Here is a 21,541-nt window from a genome sequence, read left to right as displayed (position 1 = left end):
CGCGCAAAGGCTCGCCTCCCGTAATGTCAGTGTCAAGCAACAACACACCAGTCAGCACAGAAGCAATGCCACTAAATTAAGTGCACATTATCATGAGCAGACTTATGCTCCGTATCTTAACTCTTATGCCTTAACGCTTACGTAAATTCATGCCGTCATATCCATGGCGTTTGCTTAGCGTCAGAAATCGACTGCTGCCTAAAACTGTGGGAATCGGCTTGGCATGGTGGAGCTCTAAAACTGTGCCACCACAGTTCCTGTGAGAACGGAAGGACCAATTGCGTAGTCCGACAACACTTTGAATATCTTCCGAAGGGATCTTTCCCCCAAAGTCCTAATGTTGCTAGTGGAACCTATCTTTTACAGAGACTTAATGCTCTCCTGATGTTTCAAATTCACTCTAAGTCTCACGAGGATAGTTTAAATGAACGGGATCTAAATTACTCCAGACTCAAACTGTGAATCCGTAACGGAAGAGTTCATCCGCATAGATCAGACATAGCCCGCCACAGAAATTTGTTGCGATTGATGAAGACCATTGCCGCTCAGAACCCAGCGATGATTGACACACGGTCTGCCAAAAAATCTAACATAGAACATCATAGCATGCACTATCTCGGCTTCACGCAACTAGAATAGATCAGACATATTCACCTTTTTTCGAGTCCCCCAAAAAGGGCCAGCCGGACGTAAATGGGTGCGAATTAAAAAAGCTAGCCATGTCAGGCTGGCAAGCCCATTTGGCTTTGCAAAAGCGAGCCAGGGGAGTGGTCTGACGCAAGCAAACGAGTTGCTTCAGATCAACCGCTTTTGGTCAGGATCATGTGTCGGAGTTGTTGGGGTCGCGAGCGGCTTCCCTAGAGTGCGATCAAGGTCCAGCAAACCGAACCGCGACCCGACATAGACATTGTGAAGCGTGTTCTGAAAGAAGTGAGAGACCGCCAAGGCCCTCACCCGAGCTTTGCCTTGCTCGCGGCATTTATCGGCTCCGGTAAGGTCTAAAAGCGCTTCTAGGGCGTTGAAGCCCTCGTTGACGAAACGCTCGCCTAGAAGACGCGGATATCGGGTCAGCACGTTTCTCCTTGCCTTTGAAATCTCCTTTCGAAGCAAGCTGTCTCGAGGAACGCTCTCTGGGCACTTTGCCATCATCGTCCGTATTTGGAAGAAAGCATATGCGAGGTTGTAGAGATCATAGATGAAGTCAGATGCCCCATTGTGTTCTCCAACATCATTTCGATTGAACGTTTCAAGGAGCATCAAAGCTCCGTCGGCACTGTCTGCTGCTGATCTTTTGAACGCCTGCTCTGTTGCAATATACACCTGCTCGCCCCTTTTGGCTGTTTGCTCTTGGCGAATCATTCGCAGATGAAGATTTGGAGAAAAACAGTGAATTTAGCGGGGGTTTCTCGAAGGTTGTTTGAACCTAATTAGCTAAACGGTCCCTCGTGGGTTGGATTTGAGATGTCAGCGATGCGGACAAAGCTGACGCTAAAGCGACGCATTGTGGGTACCAGAAATACGCAAGAATCTAAAACTAGGACTGCTTGCAAGCCGTATTCTTGATTAGCTTCAGATTGCGTTGAAGGAAACCAAAACAAGTAGGATCATCGCACAAGCCAATACTGCGATTGCAATATTCCATTGCCTTGGACTATCGACCTCAGCGATTAGAAAACGATGAAGTAAAATCGCGCTAAGCAAAACACCCAGCGGGACCAGAACGAAGGTAACATTGCTTAGGGAGGGTGTAAGCCGTTGGATCAAAGAGCTAAGTATAGCTGCGGGAACGAAGCCCAAAAGTATCGACCTAAGTGCGGGCCAAAACAGCTTTGCTGCCTTAACGGGATTCAACACCAGCCCGTTCTGACGCAACAAATTGACAAAAAAGCACATGAGCACAGCGTTGAAATACACACCGGGCAATGATCCTATAACAAGAGTGTTCATATTAGTTTACCCCCATGTAGTTGCCCGGTCGCTATTCTCTTTGGTCATCGTACTGTCATGTTAGCCAAGCATTTCCAAGTACCCAATTGGCTCGAAGCGGTCGTCCGACGGTTCGGGTTGCTCGGCCTAAGCGACTGCTAGTATCGGGCCGTCCAAGAGTCGAACAAGGTCACCGAAGTAGCCACCTGATCGGGCGGGCAAGGTGGGATCCGAAGTTATTGCTACGGCGAGGCTTCGTTCGAAGTGTGCCGCGATGACTTGGCCTCCATAGCCTCTCGCCAGGGCATAGCCGGAAGACGACAGAAACCATCCGTATCCGTATGCTAGGCCTGACCAAGGGGATCGAGCGTGGGGTTTGGTTGAAACCTCAATCCAGTTTGTGGGAATGATCTGAGTCTCCCCGACTGCCCCGCGATCACGCAGTAGGGTTGCGATCTCCAACATCGCCGTGGGTTTCAGTGCCATCTCGTTTCCGCCGAGATAGTAGCCTTGCGGGTCTCGCGTCCAAGAGGGAATCTCAATTCTCAGCGGGTCACCGAGCCGTTCCCGAGCCTGCAAAAGAAGGCTTTTCCCCGTAGCTTCCGCAAGTGCGGCCCCGAGGATGTGTGTGGAACCTGTTGAGTACAGCATACGCGTACCGGGTTCTGCCACCATCGGACGGGTCAGAGCATCCGCAATCCAGTTTCTTGAACTCACCCAATCACCGTAGTTGGCGCCTGAAGTCCTTTCGAGGCCGGCTCGCAGTGTCACCAAGTCCTCCATCGAAATCTCCGCTGCTCCGGGAGTGGCATCTGGTGGAAGAATGCCAGGTGCGACCTCGCCAATAGTCGAAGTGATCGACGGGATTTCGCCGTTTTCGATCGCCGCCCCGAGAAGCAAGGAAACGATGCTCTTTGAGCAGGATTTGATGTTTGCCGGTCGGTTGAGACCGGGGCCGCGAGGCGCCTCGGCAAAGACTGTGTCGTCGCCTCTTTTGACCTGGAGGGAATGTAGCTGCGGGAGCTGACCAACCGCTTTGCTTAGTACACCGGACTGTGCGCTCGCGATGTGCGGAGCAGCAAGTGCAGCAGTTGCGACTGCAACAAATTGGCGGCGACTGATCATACCAACACATGTGGCTACGTTTGCCGGAATTTCCAGTCGCGCCGGTCTCTCATGTTGTGAACGTCAATTTCCTTAGTCCCTGCGCAATTTCCGAGCTGACAAACGGACGCTCCGGGCTCAATGCGGTCATTCCCAGTAGTGACATTGAGAGCCTGAAATCAATCATGCCTATGCAGAAGTTTCTAAACAGATAGCCGCAATTTGTCCCAAAGTTCCTCGCCACTGCAAATTTGTGCGCGACTGGGGCGTAGGCTTTTGGCGAGAATTTGGTCTATACCCCAGGGGGCGGGGCCCGGTTTTTCCGGATCCCGCAAGTCGTCATTAGTTCCGAAGCGTCTCAGACCGCGGTAAGGGTCAACGCCTCATCAAGAGCCTCCCTGGCCTTCACAGCTATCTCTTCGTTTTCGGATTGCGCCAGCTTGCTCAGTTCCGTCATCGACTTGATAGAATAATTGTGGCTGCCATTGATCGCGATACCTTCCAGATCATCGATCCATTCGAGAGATGGCTCAATTTCACCCGTGTTCTTGTACTCACGCGCGCCGGCAACGGCATTCGCGAAATACGTCTCTTCCGTATCTGACATTTGCTACTCCTATGCTGAATGGTACTAGCAAGCTAGAAGGCTATCAGTGCTCTTGTCACTAAAATTAGTGTTCATAGACAATGCGTTACACCACCATACAGACGGTACACTGCAAGTCAATTGTATGGTGGACGATCCGTATCGCCTTCAATTTCTTGAGTTAGATTGTCCGACAAAATGAACGTTGGCAGACAAACTCAAGGACAACGCCTGACAATGGCCGGTTTTGGCAAAGCAAAAAAGTTCCGTTTCAGGTTTCTCATTTGGGTACACCCCACCAAAACGAAGCGGTGAGACACCAAAAATGTCTCAAATAAGTGTATTGTAATTTCATAAGTGATTCTTACATCGAGTTTAGAGCCAAACGAGACACGGTGTGAAAGATGAAAATTGGATATCGAAGAGTCAGCACGGCAGATCAGACCCTAGACCGGCAAGAGCTGGACAGTTGTGAAAAGGTCTTTGAAGAGAAGCTGAGCGGGGCGAACAGGGATCGGCCGGCACTACATGATTTGATTGATTTTGCCCGAGAAGGCGATGAAGTGATCGTTCACAGCCTCGATCGCTTGGCCCGAGACCTGCGCGACCTAAAAGGCATCGTGGATGAGTTGAACAAAAAGGGTGTTACCGTCGAGTTTTTGCAAGAGCGGCTCCGCTTCGCACCAGACGCCGAGGATCCGTTGTCAAAGCTGCAATTGCACCTGATGGGCGCATTCGCCGAGTTCGAGCGATCAATGATCCGCAAGCGCCAAGCCGAAGGGATCGCGCGAGCTAAGGCAAAGGGCGTCTACAAGGGCCGCCGAGCCACCATAGACCGTGAGCGGGTTGCACTTTTGCACGCAGAGGGAATGGGAGCTACAGAGATCGCCAAGGCACTCGGTATCGGTCGGGCGTCGGTCTATCGGGTTTTGCAAGAAAAATGTCAATCAGCCTGATTGCCCCTCAGCGTTGATAGGGCTTGAAATATCGACTGACACTCTATCAATTCGATATTCTTTGACAGTTTGAGCTTCGGCAGCGTTCACGTCAAAAAGTGCAAGGTTCATGCCCTCACTCACAGAGCTGCTATATAAAACACCTGAAAAGCCTTGCTTTTTTATAAACTCGCAAAGGAACTGGCTGGGCACATAGTCGATTGCTGCGCTCTTGGGGAGAACCGGTCGTGTCAGTTCATTTCCCAGTTTCTCCAAGAAAGGGAGGTCTGCACGTAGTTGAGAGATTTCGTTAGTTCCCTGCAAAAGGAATGGCGAAACTAGTTTCCTTGGGTTTCTCAAATCCACAACGCTAATCCCCGTGGGCACAAAGAACTCTGCCACACATGCTTTTTCCCCCGTATGTGGGCGAACTTCGGCAACTCCCGTTTGCGGTGTCGATGCCACGTACAAATAAGGAATCCCCGATGGGTTCGCGCGACCGTGGGATGCCTTGCCCTTCGGAGGGGCCCCCATGTCCTTCAAATCGAAGAGATCGTCTCCGGACATGATGCGGGCACGATACCAGTTCTTCGGAATCGGATCCGAAATAAGATGATCTAGCAATTCTCGTAATCTGTCTTCTTTCAGTCCTTCGTCGAGAAAGTACCGGTTTTGGTATCGAAGCTCATCCTTCAACGTTTCCCAATTGGCGAAGCCCGTAAACTCCGAGTCTCCTGATGGACTAAAGGGTTTACGCACCATCTCCCCATCATCTAACACTTCGGCCAACAATAATTTCGTGGCAGCTAAATCTAAGTTTGGACAGTCAAAAAGCAGCCAATCCTCACTTAACCACTCAGCAATTGTTTTCTCACTGTTGCCGTCTTCTTCATAAGCGGAAACCAATAACTCGAAATACTCACGAAGTTCGATCGGATCTATCAGAGCGTTACTAACGCTGTTGCAGTACGAGCATTCACCTACAGAAAGGTTCAATGTGGGAAAAATATTTTTTTCTAAGCCGCGGTCGCCGAAACACGCGGGACAGCACTTCATTTTCACAGGTGGTCCTCACGAAAAGTAATCAGCAAAAGTTTCGATGTGGTGCACCATTGATAGCTTTTTTGCTTGCCCTAGGCCTGGAAAGTGCCCTTTCTTATGTAGCTCTAAAAACTCTTTCAGTGCATCGCCTTCGTATAGCTGAGAGGTTCCCGAGTCGTACTTCTTCTTGAGTTTATCCAACGCCTCGGCAAACTTGCCAGCGGGATCAGTCGGCGTATCTTTGCGCTTTGAAACGAAGTGGTAGATAAACATTTCTTCGTCTTTTTCTTCATTGATGTAGGTCAGATGGATTGCAACCGCATATGCAGGGCCCCCGCTTTCGCTAAACTCGTCTCCTACTGTCAAGAAGTCTCCGAATCCGTCCATTCCCTCATCAGTGTAAGTTACATGCAAATCGGAAAATGCTTCTTCTGGCATGTGATCTGCATTTCTGCGCTTCTGAAATCCATCTCTAAGCAAAACGCGGTGCGCGCCGTCGAAGTGCTTTCTATACAGCTTCTTACAGTTCTTCTCGAAAAAAATGTGGCGTGACTTGTGCAGTTGATCGCCAATTCTTGCGGCTAACGACTTTGCCTCCAAGAAGCCAGCGTGGATAAAAACCGGAAGGTGTTCCCTATGATTATTGTATAGCTGAACAACGTTTTCGACGCTCATTGCGTCGGTTAAGATGATACCAGCATAAACATTGTCGCGCTCCAAATACTCGTCGTTCAGAAGCTTGGATATCCCTTCGCCATCGTCGGAATGGTCGCCGTGTTCAGGATTAACAACCACAATAACCGATCCACCGGCGTCACAAATTGCATCCATAGCACGTTGCAGACCTTTGAGCTGTGCCTTAACCGGCTCAATGATTGGGGTAAAATCGTGTTTAGCCATCAAAGCAGCCGTATCGCGTATCGCTATTAGTTCAAACTGCTTTCCTCTAAAATACGGGTAGTACATTCAGTCTCCTTAGTCCCAAGATCGAGCAATCACGATTGGGGTTGAAATAGCGTTGACTAAATTTGATTGCTGGTCACTTCTGATTTTGAACGTCAGCGCCGCGGCTTGTAGCGATTGCGGTAACACTTTCACGAACGAGGATAAGGTTGAAAGATCTCGAGTGTCTTTTAAAACCGAGACCATAGTTGAATGTATGAGGTCAGGTGGAAGGCTTTGAAACTTTCTCAAAAGCTCGGTTCGCAACCTAGTGTTTGGAACATTCGGAACCTCCCTTCCCAGTTTTTCCAATATCGAAACAGCCTCACTAGAGCGAAGTGAGTCGAGGACAGTCGCGGGGTCAATCGAGGATGTATGCTCAACGGCTTCACGCAATGTGGTTATCCTGTTCCACCGCTTTAAGCACATTACGCCCACACATCCCGGCATGAGGCCAATCACATCTTCGACGTGGTCGGCACTGGCGATCACAAACACCTTTGCAAACACCCTTTGGTAATCCGCAACCTGTTTCTCCAGCCGCGATAGTGTATCCCGGTCGGATTTTATCTCATACACAGTGGCAGTCCCGTTTAGGATCACCAGATCAGCCTTGCTTTGACCTGCCCGGAACTCAGTCAGCATGCTCGCAGTGGCCAAGGAATGTGTACCTAAGAGGATGTTCTTTACGAGCGCAGCTCGATAAACGTATTCGTTGCGAAGACCCGCTTTCCTCAACTGAGCGAACGCTTTTTCAAAAACATCCCCAACCGTTGCATCATCTGAATGATCGGAGTCCAGCCCGCATTCGTTGACCAGTCTCGAGAAAAGCGGCGATCGCCCCTTGCGAGCCAGTTCATGAAACACGCCAGCGGAAAACAGCCTCGATAGCGCAGCAGAGTGAGAAGCCTGTATTTTCATTGTTCGTGCTCGTCAGTTTCCGAGCTTTCCTTTTTCACGATGCTATTACATGTGCAAACGATTTGCGAATAATGGTTGGCAGTAGGTCACCCGAATAATATACATGATGCCCCTAACAACACACACAACAATTTGTCGCTTTAATATAAATACTTTACCCGTTCCGCCAATGCTTATCACAACACGAAACTACTACGAAAACACCCCATCGCTGTCAGTCTCCGACGCTGCGGTCCGCATTGATCTCTCAAGTCGCCTAATCTCACGTTCGATCTGAGCAGGCGTCATCTCGTGAAGCTCAGGCTGTGTTTCGTCGTCCGTGCGATCCATCAGTCCAGCAGCGCGGTAAATGGCGTTGATCGTGGCGCTCTTCGCCTGTGAGGGCGCTTTGGGGTCTCTCAGAAGCTGTAGGGCGGCGTCTGTGGCCACTTCAAGGCCTTCCGTCTTGATCCTCACCCGGGTGCGTTCCAGGGCTTCCTCGGGCGTGATGTCGTCTCTCGTAGTCATTTGAACACCTCGGGCAGTTCGTCTTCGTCGTATTGATTGAATTGCAATTGATGGACTCGGTCTTCCAGCGTCCGGATCTGCGCCTCCAACGTGCCGACCTCGTCGCTGACAGGCGCTTCGGATTTCCGGAGACCTTGGACCAGCTTTTTGGCTTTACGGCTGTCTCGGGCGGCTTTGCGTTCCGTAGGCGTGCCTGGGCGCTTATGTCGGCGCCTCTCTTCGTGCAGCGCGCGTTCTTCCGGCGACATGGCGGCTCGCCGCTCTTCGGCCTTCTGGTCCCGCGCTTTCAATTCACGGAGTTTCTTTTCGAGTTTTTCGATCGGCGCTCCTTTTTTCGGGAACTGTCGGCGGTGCCAGTCTTTGCCTTTAGGCGTGGCGCCACCATGAAGGCGACAGCGCTGTCCTTCCTTCACCACAGGATTTCTACATGGCTCGCCGTCCGTGCGTCTCTTCGCTCCGCACTTTGGCCCGCCTGCTTGTTTTGCCCATGCGTTTCGCAGGCCTCGCATTCTGGCTTCGTGGAAATATTCGCTGTTTAGAAATTCTAGCTGTTTCTTGGAGCGCGTCATTCTTTGCACTCCCGCTTGAAGTAATTGCCTACCAGACAATTTTTCTTTTCATTCACGAACCGTCCGGGTTGGGGGTCGAGCAATTTACATGCTCGTTCCCCCCGTAGGGGGTAAATTGCGTCAATTGTGTAGTTGATTGTTTTTAAACACAAAAATCGGGCCAATTTACAACTAACATCTCGGATCAACGTCAATTGGTGCCGATTTTCCTCCAACCATCTGAAATAAAACACAAAAAGCAATTTACGCATCGTGCTACAATTGGCGTAAATTGCTACACGCTGGCCACCGCCAATAGCTGCGAATAGACCGCCACGCCGAACCCTGAGACCCCTGCTACTCATGTTCACCGCCCTCTCTGTCGGACAGATCGTCCGGTGTCCACGTCAGATACAGTGAGCGTTTTCCGCCCCGTGGTGTCTTCCTTTCCTCCATTTTCAACACGCCGTTTCGCCCGTGACGCACGGTGCGGACACCACCCATTATCGCCGCCCTCAACTTCGGATCGACGGCGCGCCTACTCGCAGCTTGGGTGATCCCCTCCGAGAAAAAACGCTCTCCGAGATAGTCAGTCACTTGTGAGACGGCCACAGAGTCACTGTCTTGCAAAGCCTCCAGCGCTATCTCGCGAACTCGTACCTGCGTGAAATCCTCGTCGTTGGCCCGCTTGATCGCGGCCTCGGCTTTCAGTTTGCCAAGATCAACAGCTTCCAGAACGGGAGCATAGTCACCTTCAATCCGGTGCCTCTCCTGGTGCGGTAGCTTCATAAACTGGTCGGTCGGTAGGACTTCACCCCCGGGGCAACCTTCGCCATTTCCGACCAGAATTGAGGCTCGTTTGAACACCTGCGGTTTGGTTGGTTTGCGTGCGTGCGACACCTTGGCATAATCGAGGCGAATAAGCTGATCTTCGATCGAGACGCCCCAGTCTTTTTCATCTCCGGCCCCCGTAACGTTGACCAGAGTAAAGGCGCTACGGACCTTTGCGACGGCAGCGAAAGAGCCGCGTCCGGCGCCCATATCGCCTTTAGCGTCACGCGTGTGCTTGGCCGTATGGTGAATAACAACGATCGTGATTTCACATTCGGATGCGATCTCTGCGAGCGTCTGAAACACGGCGTCCATATCCTCGCTGTCGTTTTCGTGAGCACCTGAAGCGAGACTTACTTGTGGGTCGAGATAGACCAGCTTCACGCCGTTTTCCTTGATGACCCGCTTCAACACGTCTGCACCGGGCGCAGGCGTTAGCGGCGCGCGATCTCTTGCCCGATGCAGAAGCTTTAGGCTTCCATGGTCCAGTCCGGACCAGAGAATGATGTCGTGCTGAGTTTCGTTGATTTCGTAACGGCGCATTATCGAGGTTAGGCGCCGATCCATTTCATCATGGCTGTCCTCGGCGTTGTAGATGAGCACTGGACCTGAAATGTGTACTTCTTCCGATGGGTCGATATCTAATTTCTCCGGGTTACCAGAAGCGACGAGAAGTGCATCTCTCAAAGCGAATGCCGATTTGGATACACCGGGTTCGCCAACACACTGCACAACGTCAGATAGCGGCAACCGGGGCTTAATCAGGTGCCGGCGTCTTGGAATTGGACCGATGTCACTGATCGACCTAACGGGCCTCAATTCTGGCATCCTAACTTGAGGCGACTCCGGCCCCGATGCACCATCAGAGAACATATCCCGGATCGTTTCATCATTTGTGAGTTGCTCAATCGGGACCGGCTTGAAGAAATCGTGCTCCGTTCGGACAAGTAAATAATCTACACCACCGTGTGCATGACTCCAAACGCGAGCGGGGTGATCCGTATAGAGAACTGCAAGGTTGTTTCCCCCGCCATAGTCGGGCTCGAGCGGATCGGCACAGGTTTTACTATGGAACGCTTTTTTATTCGCCAGTATCTCCGAAACGGTCGCGCAGGTACCATCGTCGAATTGAATCTCAAACTCACCGGATAGTTCTTCGCGCTCTATCGCGCGCTCAATACCGTCTGCCACCTGCTGCGGATCCCGCCCGTCTCGCACCGCAGCCTGTAGGCGCTCCTGCTTCCATTCCTGTCGAACCGCGGCCGCTTCGTCCGCTTTGCTATTTCTGATTTCTAACTCTGCTTCTCTTAGCGCTGAGGTTTCCGCTTCGTTCAATTCGGGCAATGCAGCGGTATTCAGAACGCCCCCTGCGCAGACCGACACAGAACGCGGTCGTTTGTACTCAAGAACACCTCGAAGAATGGCGTCTGCCTCGTAAACCACGCGGTAGGGAGCCGTTGCCGAACGGTCGATTAACGTCCGTGTCAAAACACGACCGGACTTTGAGACTTCGCCCCAACCCCAACCGTCAAGAACAAGACGATCGTGCAACCGCTGTGCGAAATCAGCTACATCCGTTCCGTTCGCAACAATGAAATATAGATGCTCGCCGGCCGGACCAGTTTCGTGTCCCGTGATAGGATTTTCGATGTCTGAGGAAGCAGAGGCGCGACGCAGGTAGCCTGCATGTTGAAATCCCTCGGATACACTGTTCAGAACCTCAAGCATCCCGCCGCAATCTTGGATCTTCTGCTTTATCTCGGTTGGGTATGTCTTTGTGTCGAGGTCGAGACATAGAAGCGAAGGACCTTGTGACCCGGTAAAGCAATCTGATGAGCGAGAAATCTCGGCATCACCGGCTTCAACGTCATTCTTGGTGCCGAGGGTCCACTCAGAGCCCTCATAGATAGGCATGCCGGTTATTATCGCCTCGCTATGTCGCAATTCCGTCAGCACATTACCTAGGTGTTCGAGATGCTCTTCGGTCGAACCTGTGAAACTCTCCAGGCGCGCCACGCCACGCGACAGCGCACCTCGGTGGACGGCTTTGGGAGCGCCAGTTTCATCGACGTCGTAAGCCTTTGTGAGAGCGCCACCAGCGTTTTCCACGACAGTGAAACTAAGCGGGAAGACTCTTGCCTCGGGTTCATTATTATTGTATTGTTTCTGCACGATAATACCTTTCTGGCGTGCTCGCGGTTCCATCGCGGCACGCCATTTCTTTTGTTCGCTACCTGTTACTCACGACAAGCCTGAGAGGGCCCGCATTTCTTTGACGCTTTGCTTCTTTCCGAGCTGTCAGTTGGATCGTTTCTGAGCGCTCTATCAGCCGAAGAACGCTTTCGACCGTGATGACGGCCTGGGATCCCCCGGGGATGTTTCGTAGATCAAGTTCGCCATGGAATATTCGATCTTCAAGCGCGTCAGGATGAAGCCCAAGAATACGGCCGGCATTTCGAACTGACACGAATTTGCATTCCTGCCATGGTACTATTGCTCGTCTCACTTCGCCCATTCGATGCTCCTATCAATTTCGTAAATTGACTTTCGGCCACGAAGTTTTTGACAAACAGCACGATCTTTCGCGTACTTCTCAGACTTTTTGTGATTGTCCCAAAACAACCTTTGGAAATCATAGAAAAGACGACTATCCACCAGTTTTGCGAGCTGATCTTCGCTTTTTGAGCGTACATAAAATTCATGCACGCCACGTTTGAAAGCCTGCTTGACGGCTGTCTTCTTTACGCCCGGACCGAGTAGTCGGGCGACATGCTTGAAGACTCTGTCGTCTTTAGCGGTCGGATCGATTGATCGTTCTTCGTTTACCAAGAAAACAACGATCAGGCTTAAGGGCAGAGTTGCGCCGCGCCTCTTGGGGAGCGGGGGATTGTACTCTTCTGACACATCTCGCAAAAAAGCCGCAGTGCTTTCCAAAAGTGCCTCATAGCCGCAAGTATTCAGAAGAGGCAAAGCTCGAAGGGACGGGATTCCGGCTTGTTGGGCCTCGGCTTCTAGCATTTCCTCTGCCATGCCCCGCCAATAGTTGACGCGCTCTTCTTCCGTTACCGGCGATAAATCAATTACACGGTTCAATTGCTCCAGTGTTGAACCCTTTGGATAAGGATACTCCAACGTTGCGCGTTCCTGTCGTCCCATGGCTGGTTTCCCTTCCGTTTTAGTGATCTATCCTGGACTCAATCAGCAAGGATGTGATCGAGCAGTTCGTCTTCTTCGGAAGCCTCGCTATCGGGCTGGGCCTCGTTAACCTGTTGGAGGACAGCGATGACCTGCGTCGCCCGCACCCCATATCGCTGGGTGATCAATCGGCTGGAATAGGCCGCTTCTGCCGGGTTGAACTCTTCGAGGATATTGGCGAGCAAATCCGGATCGTTCGCGACAGTCGCTGTCAGTTTTTCCAGAGCGATACGACGCGTTTTGACGCTCATGTTGCGCAAACCATCGGCGACCCAGCCCGTTAGAGCAACGGGTATCGCCATACGTCCCTGTCCAACTGCTCGAATATCGGCCGAAGCCCTTCTTGCAGTAGTAGCCGCACCCCGCTGCGCCTCCAGACGCGCAATGGACTGAGTTGTGCCAGATCGGCCGGGTGCGGTTGTGCGTCCAGGCGTCGCTGCCTCCAGTTGCCGGTAAATGTCCTCAAGGGCTTCAAACGACCTGTACTCGTTACCAGGCCACAGCTCTTTAGCGACCTCCCTGACTTTCGGGTCGCTCAGATTGTTGACCATCGCCTTTGCGTTCCAGCGAGGTTCGCCTTCGAGAGTCGTCGCAAAACGGCCCTTGCCGGTGCCCGCACCGCTCCCGTCCAGCCATTGCCAGAAACCCGCTCTTAGGTCTTTACGCGCCGTTTCAGTGTCGCCAGCGCGCCTGATGAGCTGCCGAGTCCGATCTGCGACGCTGCCGCTGTCAGAGCCGCGGATCAAGTTGTTGATGCTACCTACAACATCTTCCGGCGCATAGCGCGTGTACTGACCCTCGGGGCCCTTCCCCCCGGGTGTGATGTCGCGTCGGAGTGCCTCTGCGTTCCTGGTTGCGTCATCCAATACGCTCCGTGAGGCCCCTGCCTCTTCAAGAGCGCGCCGCGTTTCGGGGAATTGTTCTAGCTGCACATTGTGGTCAGCGAGGAACCGAGACAGCGCCTCCGGTGATTTCAGAGCACCGCGCCTTTGTGCTTCGGACACGAGTTGGTCTTGAAGCGCCCTCCGGACTTCCGGCGCATCGCCAGCTTCGGACATCAGGCGCGCGAAGTCTGTGTCGCCTCCATTGGGGCGCACAAAACGACCCGGAACTGCTTCGTCAGGGATTTGGTATCCACGCAAATCAGTGGCGCTTGTTCCGCGCCCGGTCTCGGCCAACGTCCGACCGATCGCGTCTGGTTCCTCGAAACGGCGGCCAACGTTTGAACGTAAGCGGCGGGCCTCGTCGAGGGCTGCGAGACTATCGCCACTCAATTCGTCCCTCAGGAAACCCTCTGCTTCTGCCTCGTAGGCCGAGAGCACGCGCTTTTGCTGTTGGGTAGCGGAGGGGCTGCGTCGCGCCTCGGCCAATCCTGACCTGACACTACCAACCTGCGATGCAGGCCCCATGACAGGAGCGCCATCTACGGAATCGATTATCGCTAGCAGTTCGTCGTCTCCGTCGGCTGAGGAAGGCGCTAATTCCCGCACCGTTTGAATTTCCTCGGGAAGGAAGCGGCGAACCGAGTTCAACTCTTCGGCTTCCAGCCGATTAGTCAAATCATCAAAGCGCTGCCGAAGCTTGGAGAGATCGACCAATTTTCCAGAACTCTCAGCTTTCTGCATAAGGTCAGAGACTTCTTGCAACGCTGTGTCGCGCACGTTTTGAAGCTCAGCCCTGATAGCTGCACCACGCCCTGCAGCGGACATCTCCGGGGTGACGGACTGCAATGCCTCATCGAAACGGCGTTGAGCATTTTCCGCAGCAAGCATCGCGTCTGAAAGGGCCGCTTCGACACCTTGGTCCAACTTGGCTCTGAAACGCCCCGGGTCACCGTCGGGCGCAAGTTCACTCACGCGAGCATTCACAGCAGCGTTGTTGTCCCTCAAGCGCCGATTCTGCGCACCGGCATAGTTGGCAGAGGTATCTTCTGCAAAGGTCTGAAGCCCGATGTCGCCACTGCGTTCGCCTATACCGGCACGATAGCCCGGAACGGCCTTTTCGAGCTCGGTCTCTGTGCGGAGCGCTTCAACTATGTCGGTGGTATCGACTGATCCGTCGGACGGGCTGATCGAAGTTGAGGAATTGATAGCATCTTCAACGATCATCTGGCGAGCAGCATCGTCCGCCACCCGGGGGTTCGTCGCGCTTGCAACAATTCTTCGGAGAGGCTTGGTAATGGTGTTTGCGAGTGGGGCACCCGCTGATCCCACCAGAGATCCGGTCAGGTCAGAAGCAAATGTACCCTTGCCATCCTCGGTCGCTATCTCATTGGCAACCTGTGCGCCTGCCCCGGTCGTCGCCGCCATCGCGATCTCTTTGCCAGCGACTTTTGACGCTACCTTTGAGGCAACACCGTTTCCGCGTTTCAAGGCTCGGACACTGCCAGCAAGTGGAACAGCGGAAGCGCCAATTTCTTCACTAACTCGCCTTGTCAACCGCTCCGGAAAGCTACGCGGTTTGAGCGGGCCGTCACGTTCAATACCAAGTGTCTTTTTGAGCGCCATATCGAACGCGTTGCCAGAGACTTGACTGATGTTCTGACCACCACCACGGGGAACCAAGTTGCCTTCTTCAGTTGGAACAGCGTCCGTCAGATAGTCAATTGCATGTCCGAAACCAGGCAAAAAGGTCAGGCTGTGCTCAAAGCCCTTCTCAAAAGCACTGGCGGCAGGGTCTTCTTTGATCTGCGACAATGGCCTGACACCCTGCGTGCCACGCGGCAGATTTCCGACCATGGATGAAGCATTAAGTGCATCACCAAAAAGCCCAGCCATGTTTCCTATACCAGTGGCAATCCCCTCGGCGGCGATTGTTGGGTATCTTGTGATCGGCTCGACATAGTCGGCCATAATCGCCTCCAAGGTCGTCCTATCTATCCCTGCGGGTTGGCCGTTCAGCATTTGTTTTATGCGCGCCTGATCAATCGTAGAATAGGCAGGAGACGCGTATCCAAGCTTTCCACTTGGCGTCTCATACACTACCCCGTCTTGATCATCTTCCATAAGGATCTTGCTGCCTTCGGGAAGGCGACTGAGCGGGCGCTCAGGTTCTGGTGAGGCTGCTCGTGTTTCGCTTTGCCGTTCCATCGATCCGGCGATTTCCAGCAAACGTTTGGCGCCAGAATCATCACCGGCCTCATCTGCTTGACGGGCCGCTTCCATGACTTGCTCATAGGTCGCCATATCTCACTCCAAACCGTATTTCCGGAAAAGCTCAGCATCGCTAAGCGACGGAGGTGCAACGGCGCCATCCCGGCGCGACACCGTTTCGCCACGAAGTTGCTGACCGTATGTGATCCGGTCATGCAATTGAGGCTCCAAGGAATCCAAAACCGCGAGCACTTTGGAATTCCCAGCGATGCCGCCATCAAAATGACCTAGAAGCCGCTCCAGTTCGCGGACATTGACTTCTCCGCCCGGATCCTGCGCCTTCGCCTGCAGGTATGCCATTTCCAGCGCATAGGCGGCCGCTTGCGCAAACGCTGGATCGTAGTCGCCTGATGCTCCGACACGGGCTGCGAGCTCCCGGGCTTCTTCGACAGAGTCGATAGAACCAAAGGCCGCTCCAGCCTCGTCAGCGGCCGCAACTACGTCCTGCGCAAGACCGCGGATCATACCCGGGATACCCATGATGCCCGGGTTTTGTTCCAACAGATCGCGGAACGCGTTCACCCGTTCGAGGCCGTAGTGTGCTTCTGCGACGATTGCGTTGCCGCGCGTGACGTTCGAAGTTGTCGCCCCGAAGCCCTCAGACGTATCGTTGATTTTACCCGTGACAGTTCCTTCCGGCAGGACTTCCCTTGTCTGGGTATCGACCCAGAGACGTCGCTCCACGTCATACTCTGCCGTCCCGGTCAGACCCTCGGGGGTTCGGTAAGTCTCAAGTTCTGGAGCGGCTTGTGCGCCGCGATTGATAAAGGGCTCCCGCCCGACTGCATCGCCGCGAGAAACGAAACGCGGGCCGTCAGGCGTGGTAATCTTTTCCACCGGGATGTCAGAGCGGCGGGCTTCGACGACGTCTTGGGGCCCATACGAGCCGTCGTTTATTGCATCCAACAACAATTGTGTTTCGATCTCGTCTTCGGACGGCAAGGGGGCCGGAGCGCCAAGGTCGGCACCGGATTGTGACGGGAACGACGGGATGCCCAGTGCTTCTGCAACATCTGCTGGAATGCCAGGCAAAACTTCACCGTGCTCTAAAACCGTGCCGCCCAAACCAGCCACAGCGTCCAAGGTCGCTCGTTCGTACGCAGCGGCGTTGTCGGCTGCGTTGTTAAGACGCGATGTTTCGGCAGCGACGTCCTGCCCCCGCTGTGTCGTCGCGTTGGCTGTGTCCACGGCGTAGAATGACTGGTTCGGATTATACAGATCCGCGACGATACTTTGCTTGTCGAAATCGTCGCCTGCAGCCGCCCACAATTGGGCTTTTCGCTGCCCGTCTGCGCGCTCGTTATTCGCTCGGACATACGAATACTGCTCACTCGCCGATGGCGGTGCGAACGCCTCGACCAGCGACGACACCGCGGATGCAAGACTCGGATCGTTAAAGTAGCGACCCTTCAATGGATTGATACGAGTGGTCATTTTCGCCCCCCTTCAATCCAATCCAGAACATCAGACACGCGATAACGCGGCCTGTTTTCCAGATACGTGATACGCGGACCTTTCCCTTCGCTTGCCCATCTATTCAAAGTCGGGAGAGAAAAGCCTAAAAACGGGGCTAGCTGCGCCCTTGTGACGAACGCCGAACTTGGCAGCGACTGGAGATCAAGAATTTCAGGTGACGAATTGCAATCGAGCATGCGGTCTTTCCTCTTCGGACGCACTTCGTGCGTTCGTTTCTGGTAAGACCTTGCTGCCGCATCCCATCCGTTACACCGTTTCGCCCGTTCCATTGCGGCGGGGGCAAGGTTATCAACTATTTGATAGCTTCTGAGCGTTTCTGCGTCAATGCCGAAACCATTTTTTTATTGTTTGTTATCAATTATGTATGTCACTTGTATGGAGATTAAAGATGCTAACTGACTGAAATCACTTATCTAGCGCCACGACGCGGTTCACATGCTTTCCCCACACTTGAAACGCGTTTCGCACACCCTCCTCGCAGTCATCCCGGTTGTATCGAGATTCTAAATCAGATCGAGCGTGCCCAAGTGCCAATTCTGCGATTTCTGTATCGATGTTTAGCCGGGACAATCCTGTCCGAAAAGTGCGGCGCAAGTCGTGAAGTGTGAACTGAACTCCGCTACGAACGACGAAGCCAGGCGTGCCAGATTTCGACCCGCCGGCTGTTCGCTTGTCGCTCGGATCCATGAATTTACTCCAACCTGACATCGGCCCCCCTGTTCGCGGAGATGGAAATACAAACTCGGACGCGAGTCTGTTTGCTTTGAGAGGTACAAGTATCTTTGCCAACTCGTCGGATATGTAGACAGTGTGTCCCCTCGCTTGCTTCGTAAAAGTCGCAGGCAGCTCAAGCCGGCCGTCATCTAGATCAACCATTTTCCATGCAAGTCTAGCTCCTTCGTTTCGGCGACATCCGGTCAAAATCAAGAATCTTACTAGCCGCCCAAACGAGGTTTTCGGGTCGGCTGATCTCCAGATCGCGCTTATCTCATCGTCAGTAAGAGCCCTACCCATCTCTGATTTCTTGACACGTTCCGATCGGGTGTCGCGCTGCCTCCGATATCCCGCTAGGGGGTTTGCTTCCAGAACGCGCGCTTCGAACGAGCACCAGTTGAGGAAAGTTGAACATTTCGCCCGAAATGATCCCCCAGCCGTGCCCCCGCTTTGGCGGTCAAGTCGTTCAATGATCTCTGCGTATTCCCAAGCTTTAACTGCGTCGATCTCGCGTCCCAATTTCGACCTCAAACGGCGTCTGAGTAGGCTCATAACCTCCCTCCGTTTGACGTAATCTCTGCCTTCTAAGTTCTGTTCGTAACGGTTCAGCATTTCTCCGACTGTTGATTGTGCTCGCCGTTTCTCTTCCGCACGTTCTGCATTCGGGTCCGCTCCCGAAGCGACCCTGCCCAGAACAGCGAGGGCCATTCGTCGCGCGTCCTTAACGTTGGCTATCGAGCTCGGTGACCCAAGCTTGAAACGCTTAGCGTTGGCCGTGCGTCCTAGGCCCGCAGGGCGATAGACTACAACATACGACAAACTTTTGCCTCTGACCCTTAGGCCGAAACCGGTGATGTCTGTATCCCAGATGACGTATTCCGAGCCCGCCACCCCTGGCGCAATCGAGCGAACAAAGGCGTCCGTCAGTTTTCGCTTCTCAGTCTTCATAAGATCCCCTCGGGCAGCACCGGGGCAGCACGGGACGCGCTACACCTTGATAACCCCTGAGAACCAATGACATCATTTTTGTCAAGTATTACTGTGCACTAGAGATCGTCCTGATATTTTCTGATACGTAGCGATTAGTAAGAGCACTCCCTTGGTAAGGGAGAGGTCGAGAGTTCAATTCTCTCCAGCAGCACCATCCCGCTTTTAGTGTTGTGCATTCCTAGCGAAGCCATGATTTCGCTGGCGGCAATGGTCGCTTCGGGCAATCTTTAGGCAAACCTACAGAATATGACCCTAGAACCGGGCGGTAAACTTGTCCTCAGGGTCCAGTTTTTGCACGAATAGCGATCATGTGGCCCTATCAGAAGATCCGCCATCTGTTCAGCCGTTTGTCTCAAAACGGTATCATTTCTACCCCAATATGATAGCGTTTTTGTATTCATTTCATTGAGGACCACGCCATGCGTTTTGCGACTTTCAACATTGAGAACCTCGACGACGGCACATCAGAAAACAGCACCGCCGCCTTTAATGATCGCGTCAAAATCCTGCAGCCGATGCTGGAAAGACTGCGGGCAGATGTCATCTGTTTTCAGGAAGTTCACGGGCAGGATATGGACAGCGGCCCGCGGCAGCTTCGGGCGCTTGGCACGTTGCTGACGGGCACCAGGTACGAGCAATTTACGCTCTCTTCTACCACGCTGAAAAACAAACCCGATGTCGAAAGATACCGCAACCTGGTTGTTGCGTCCTCGCCCGACATGGCCGTTGAAGAGGTTCGGGAGGTTCAGAACACGCTGGTAAATCCGCCGTCCTATTCGCGGGTCACGGCAACCGGCAATCCGGGTCCTGTGGACGTCAAATGGGAACGTCCGTCCCTTTATGTGCGGTTGAGGAAAGGTCAGGAGGATCCGATCCACATTCTGAACGTCCACTTCAAGTCGAAGATCCCCACTCCGATTCCGGGACAGGGGCCAACAAATTACAAATGGGCCAGCGCGGCGGGTTGGGCCGAAGGGTACTTCATTTCATCCATGAAACGGGTCGGTGCAGCACTGGAGGCGCGTTTGTTTGTCGACGGTATCTTCGAGAACGAGCCGAACGCCAAAATCCTGATCTGCGGCGATTTCAATGCCGAGCCCAACGACGTGCCGATCATGGCCATTCGCGGTACGACCGAGGACACTGGAAACCCCGCGTTGAATGACCGGGTCATGCACCCTGTCGCACTATCCGTTGCGCAAAGCCGCCGCTTTACCCTGTATCACCACGGAAAGCCCAACCTGCTGGACCATATGCTTGTGTCGCGCCGAATGATGGCAAGTTTTGTGAATGCCGAGATTCATAACGAACTTATCCACGACGAAAGCATCGCCTTCGCAACCGACAGCAAATTCCCAGAATCCGACCACGCACCCATGGTCGCCGAGTTTGACGAAAGCTCTTTCGGGATGTGGGCGGGTGATTGATGAAGGGCCGTTTTTGGCGAACTTAGCCGCGATCATCAGCGCCCGATTTCGCGTTTCATATCCAGCATCTGACCTCATCAAGGTTCAAATGTTAATCATTGTGGCAGAAACTAACGCACAAGTGACATGATCTCGCAATAGTTATGCCAATATCGATATATATCGACACCTAAGCCCACCGAACGGTTGACTAGTCAGATTTTTTAACGAGGGGGTATCTCGGCGGGTTCAGGGGGTGAGCACGCGATTGTCCGATTTTCGGATGATTGCTGTGCTCCCCCCGCCTTGCCGTTCTTAGTCTATCTTGTTTCTTTGCGAATGCGGCGTCACACCAAAGCTCGACCGGTACACGCGTGAGAAATGGCCGGGATTTTCAAAGCCACAGGCAATGGCGACCTCGGTGATTGAGGCTTCGGTTTGCAACAACAGCTTCTGTGCCCGCTCCAAACGCATCTCCATCAGGTATTTCTTGGGCGAGGTGTTGAGGTATTTGCCGAACAAACGCTCTAACTGGCGCGTCGAAATACCCAAGGTCTCGGCAATGTCGGATGGCGAGACCGGCGTTTCGATACTGCCCTGCATGATCTGGATTGCCTTGGCCAGATGTGCATTGCGCATCCCGTTGCGCGACTGAAGCGAGACGCGCTGTTTTGCGGTGGCGTTTCGGACGGCGTTATAGACCATCTGATCGGCCACCTCGATGGCCAGTTCCTCTCCGTGGTCGCGTTCGATCAGGTGCAGCATCAGGTCCGCCGTCGCCGTGCCGCCCGAGGCGGTGATGTGCTTTTCGTCAGCCACAAATACGCTGCGCACCAGGTTCACTTCGGGAAACGCCTCCATGAACGCGTCGTGATATTCCCAGTGAATTGCGGCCTGCATCCCGTCCAGAAAACCGGCCTCGGCCAGCAGCCACGCCCCGGAACACAACGCCCCAATTGGCGTCCCCCGCGCCCGTTCGCGCCTAAGAGTGGACAGCAACGGTCGCGTGACGTGATTGCGCATGTGAATGCCCGACAACACGAATAATTGGTCCGTTTTGGTCAGGTCATCCAAACCGCCATGCACCAAAGTCACCAGCTCGTTCGAGCACACCGCACGTTCGCCATCTTCGGACAGCAGGGTCCACTCATATAGCTTTTCATCGCTGACCAGATTGGCAATCCGCAACGGCTCGACCGCGCAGGAAAAGGCGAGGTGCGAAAACTCCTCGACCAGGATGAAGGTGATGTGCCGCGTTTGGCGCATG

At 53.4% G+C, this 21,541-nt stretch carries 18 protein-coding genes; 2 read left to right on the top strand and 16 right to left on the bottom strand.

Annotated elements, in window-relative coordinates:
- Positions 1-795: 795 nt before the first annotated feature.
- The 4 genes from ACR0C9_RS01635 to ACR0C9_RS01620 form a co-directional block, all read right to left on the bottom strand.
- Positions 796-1,359: a hypothetical protein gene (locus ACR0C9_RS01635; protein WP_480780239.1), complete on the bottom strand. Its 564-nt coding sequence runs from the start codon at positions 1,357-1,359 to the stop codon at positions 796-798.
- Positions 1,360-1,569: 210 nt separating this feature from the next.
- A complete protein-coding gene (locus tag ACR0C9_RS01630; protein WP_170452435.1) occupies positions 1,570-1,947 on the bottom strand; it encodes a hypothetical protein in 378 nt (125 codons plus the stop codon).
- A gap of 126 nt (positions 1,948-2,073) precedes the next feature.
- Positions 2,074-3,051, bottom strand: a complete 978-nt coding sequence (locus ACR0C9_RS01625) for a serine hydrolase domain-containing protein (protein WP_480780238.1) — start codon at positions 3,049-3,051, stop codon at positions 2,074-2,076.
- Positions 3,052-3,388: 337 nt separating this feature from the next.
- Positions 3,389-3,637 carry a hypothetical protein gene (locus ACR0C9_RS01620; RefSeq protein ID WP_170452437.1) on the bottom strand — a complete coding sequence of 83 codons (249 nt, stop codon included), beginning with the start codon at positions 3,635-3,637 and terminating at the stop codon, positions 3,389-3,391.
- 383 nt (positions 3,638-4,020) lie between these two features.
- Here ACR0C9_RS01620 and ACR0C9_RS01615 point away from each other — a divergent pair, with 383 nt between their 5' ends.
- A complete protein-coding gene (locus ACR0C9_RS01615) occupies positions 4,021-4,572 on the top strand; it encodes a recombinase family protein (RefSeq protein WP_480780237.1) in 552 nt (183 codons plus the stop codon).
- Here the strand turns inward: ACR0C9_RS01615 and ACR0C9_RS01610 are convergent.
- The 11 genes from ACR0C9_RS01610 to ACR0C9_RS01560 form a co-directional block, all read right to left on the bottom strand.
- Entirely contained in the window at positions 4,564-5,607 is a 1,044-nt protein-coding gene (locus ACR0C9_RS01610; RefSeq protein ID WP_480780524.1) for an RES family NAD+ phosphorylase, read from the bottom strand. The genes ACR0C9_RS01615 and ACR0C9_RS01610 overlap by 9 nt on opposite strands.
- Before the next feature lie 15 nt (positions 5,608-5,622).
- Entirely contained in the window at positions 5,623-6,558 is a 936-nt protein-coding gene (locus ACR0C9_RS01605) for a sce7725 family protein (RefSeq protein ID WP_480780236.1), read from the bottom strand.
- Between the two features lie 9 nt (positions 6,559-6,567).
- Entirely contained in the window at positions 6,568-7,455 is an 888-nt protein-coding gene (locus ACR0C9_RS01600; protein ID WP_480780235.1) for a sce7726 family protein, read from the bottom strand.
- A gap of 192 nt (positions 7,456-7,647) precedes the next feature.
- Complete coding sequence (locus tag ACR0C9_RS01595) at positions 7,648-7,962, bottom strand: hypothetical protein (protein ID WP_480780234.1); 315 nt, start codon at positions 7,960-7,962, stop codon at positions 7,648-7,650.
- On the bottom strand, positions 7,959-8,531 hold the full coding sequence (locus tag ACR0C9_RS01590; protein ID WP_480780233.1) for an HGGxSTG domain-containing protein: 573 nt from the start codon (positions 8,529-8,531) through the stop codon (positions 7,959-7,961). Before ACR0C9_RS01590 ends, ACR0C9_RS01595 begins: the two co-directional genes overlap by 4 nt.
- Positions 8,532-8,867: 336 nt before the next feature.
- The gene (locus ACR0C9_RS01585) at positions 8,868-11,546 is read right to left on the bottom strand and encodes an AAA family ATPase (protein ID WP_480780232.1); all 2,679 of its coding nucleotides are present in this window, start codon (positions 11,544-11,546) and stop codon (positions 8,868-8,870) included.
- A 297-nt stretch (positions 11,547-11,843) separates the two neighbouring features.
- Entirely contained in the window at positions 11,844-12,497 is a 654-nt protein-coding gene (locus tag ACR0C9_RS01580) for a hypothetical protein (protein WP_480780231.1), read from the bottom strand.
- Positions 12,498-12,535: 38 nt separating this feature from the next.
- Positions 12,536-15,721, bottom strand: coding sequence for a hypothetical protein (locus tag ACR0C9_RS01575; RefSeq protein WP_480780230.1), 3,186 nt, complete (start codon positions 15,719-15,721; stop codon positions 12,536-12,538).
- A gap of 3 nt (positions 15,722-15,724) precedes the next feature.
- Positions 15,725-17,122 carry a hypothetical protein gene (locus ACR0C9_RS01570; RefSeq protein ID WP_480780229.1) on the bottom strand — a complete coding sequence of 466 codons (1,398 nt, stop codon included), beginning with the start codon at positions 17,120-17,122 and terminating at the stop codon, positions 15,725-15,727.
- Positions 17,119-17,340 carry a helix-turn-helix transcriptional regulator gene (locus ACR0C9_RS01565; RefSeq protein WP_480780228.1) on the bottom strand — a complete coding sequence of 74 codons (222 nt, stop codon included), beginning with the start codon at positions 17,338-17,340 and terminating at the stop codon, positions 17,119-17,121. Before ACR0C9_RS01565 ends, ACR0C9_RS01570 begins: the two co-directional genes overlap by 4 nt.
- Before the next feature lie 229 nt (positions 17,341-17,569).
- A complete protein-coding gene (locus ACR0C9_RS01560) occupies positions 17,570-18,826 on the bottom strand; it encodes a tyrosine-type recombinase/integrase (protein WP_480780227.1) in 1,257 nt (418 codons plus the stop codon).
- Positions 18,827-19,287: 461 nt separating this feature from the next.
- Here ACR0C9_RS01560 and ACR0C9_RS01555 point away from each other — a divergent pair, with 461 nt between their 5' ends.
- A complete protein-coding gene (locus ACR0C9_RS01555) occupies positions 19,288-20,295 on the top strand; it encodes an endonuclease/exonuclease/phosphatase family protein (RefSeq protein WP_480780226.1) in 1,008 nt (335 codons plus the stop codon).
- Positions 20,296-20,589: 294 nt separating this feature from the next.
- Here ACR0C9_RS01555 and ACR0C9_RS01550 read toward each other — a convergent pair whose 3' ends face one another.
- Positions 20,590-21,540 carry a GlxA family transcriptional regulator gene (locus ACR0C9_RS01550; protein WP_170452443.1) on the bottom strand — a complete coding sequence of 317 codons (951 nt, stop codon included), beginning with the start codon at positions 21,538-21,540 and terminating at the stop codon, positions 20,590-20,592.
- Between the last annotated feature and the right edge of the window lies 1 nt (position 21,541).

Source organism: Ruegeria sp. C12 (assembly GCF_056537745.1).
This window is presented reverse-complemented; position numbering and strand designations above follow the sequence as displayed.